At 34.1% G+C, this 2047-nt stretch carries 2 protein-coding genes; both read left to right on the forward strand.

Features of this window, described 5'->3' with window-relative positions; genetic code table 11:
* The first annotated feature begins 399 nt into the window (after positions 1-399).
* Positions 400-1158, forward strand: a complete 759-nt coding sequence (locus J536_RS23785; protein WP_032063582.1) for an HD domain-containing protein — start codon at positions 400-402, stop codon at positions 1156-1158.
* A gap of 136 nt (positions 1159-1294) precedes the next feature.
* Positions 1295-1915: an NUDIX hydrolase gene (locus J536_RS23790; protein ID WP_032063584.1), complete on the forward strand. Its 621-nt coding sequence runs from the start codon at positions 1295-1297 to the stop codon at positions 1913-1915.
* Positions 1916-2047: the final 132 nt, after the last annotated feature.

The raw sequence follows: 2047 nt of genomic DNA on the forward strand, positions 1-2047 counted from the left end.
AACGAGAGAAGGTTGACAGACTGGTTAGACGCCAGCACACCCGAAGGTGTCCCTCTCCCGTCCTACCGCAACGGGAGGAGACGAGAAGCTTACACACAAAACTATTCCTCAGAAGAAATAATTCTGATGCGGTCTAAATCAGCCTGTCAAAGCCGGCTGACAATGTAGGTCAGCAGGCAAAGGATAGTGCCCAACCCTATTTCAGTCAAGCACACAAAATGACATCTGTTTTAAAATAGATCATTAAAAAGTAAGGATAAATAATTAAAATTTATTGTTAAATTGGGGTTTATAAAACGCTTATCAATCAAAGTTCTAACGAGGTCTTAAAAGATACAACTTGCAAAAAATTATCTATGATAATATTTTAGAGTAATTACTCTAAAATGAGAGCTAATCATGAAAACTAAAAGAATTGGTTCATATCACTGGATGCAAGCTACAAATGGTCAGCTCAGCTTCAAAGAGAAAGTTAAGTTAATTCAAAAAATTATGCTGCCAAGTGTTATGGCCTCTATAAAAATAAATTACTTTCGGTTCAAAACTTTAGATGATTTTGATATTGATCAGATCGTGATACCAGATACTCAAATGGTTAAAGTCGCGCTTGATGAGCTCGAAGCTAAAGCAAGTATATCTATTTATAATCATTCATGGCGCACCTATTTCTGGGGCGCTGCTTTAGGCAATATACAAAAACAGCAATTTGATGATGAGTCACTTTTAATAGCCTCACTTTTTCATGATATTGGCTTAACTGAGCAACATATTCATAGTAAAGGTTGTAACTGTTTTACTTATGAGAGTGCTAAACAATTTGAGCTAAAGGCTAAAGAACATAGCTTTGATGAGAAGAAAAGTGGAGTTATTAAAGATGCTATCTGCTTACATATGAACGGTTATATAGATCACTCTGACCCAGCAGAAATTACGCTATTACAGCAAGGTGCATCCTGTGATGTGATTAGTGACGGTCTATATAGACTTCCCGTCTCTTTTAGAAATGAAATTTTAGAAAAATATCCTAGAAAACAATTTAATAAAGAATTTATTGAGCTTGTTAATTTAGAAACTAAGAATGTAACAAATTCTCGAACTAGTTTATTAAGTAGTCTTGGTTTACCGCTCATGATTAAGTCAAATTTATATAAAGAGTAAATTTAATTAGAGCTATTAATCGTACAAAACCTATTAAGACTCAGCTTGAAATTTCAGTTAACAACTGTTTAATAGTGCTTCGTCTGACTATGTCTTACTATAGCTGAAAGATATAAGCATGAAGGCCTCTGTTGCAATGAATGACTCAGTGAAGTGGTTAGAAACTTTAAATAAAATTACTGGTATTGCTCAAACAGGTTTACATTATTCAAAAGATGTTTATGACAAAGAACGTTATGAACAACTCTTAGGGCACATTGAGTATTTATTAGAATTAAAAGAAATCAAAACAGAAAATTTTATTAATAACGTGCTCCAAGATGTAGGTTATGCGACTCCGAAACTAGATGTTAGAGCAGTTGTTTTTAAAGAAAATAAATTATTATTAGCAAAAGAAATTGGAGACGGGAAATGGTCTGTTCCGGGTGGATGGGCTGACGTAGGTTACTCAGCATCGGAAAATGCTGAAAAAGAAGTTATAGAAGAGACAGGTCTACGAGTTAAGGCGATTAAGTTATTGGCTTTAACAGATAGAACTAAGCACCCACATCCTCCAATGTTTTTACATGTGTATAAGGCTTTCTTCTGGTGTGAAATTATTGATGGTGAACTGACACCAAGTATTGAAACACCCGAAGTTGGATTCTTTGGTAGAGATGAGTTACCACCTATTTCTACAGCACGTGTAACAGAAGAACAAATACAACAATTCTTTGATTATTTAGAGTCAGTACCAGACGTTACTAAGTTTGATTAATTAAACTTAATGTAAGGCAGATCTCTTATATTTAGAGTTCTGCTGTTAAATTAAGATTGTTAATTATACTTTTGCCTATTTTTTGAAATGGGATAATAGTTTTAAAAAGTCATTTAAAGGCATGGGGCAGCC

The sequence above is a fragment of the Acinetobacter sp. 809848 genome (assembly GCF_000581275.1).
Taxonomy (GTDB): domain Bacteria; phylum Pseudomonadota; class Gammaproteobacteria; order Pseudomonadales; family Moraxellaceae; genus Acinetobacter; species Acinetobacter pittii.

Bases quoted from the DNA above. Each gene is read 5' to 3' on its own strand.
- J536_RS23785 (WP_032063582.1), top strand. From the start codon at position 400: ATGAAAACTAAAAGAATTGGTTCATATCACTGGATGCAAGCTACAAAT.
- J536_RS23790 (WP_032063584.1), top strand. From the start codon at position 1,295: ATGAATGACTCAGTGAAGTGGTTAGAAACTTTAAATAAAATTACTGGT.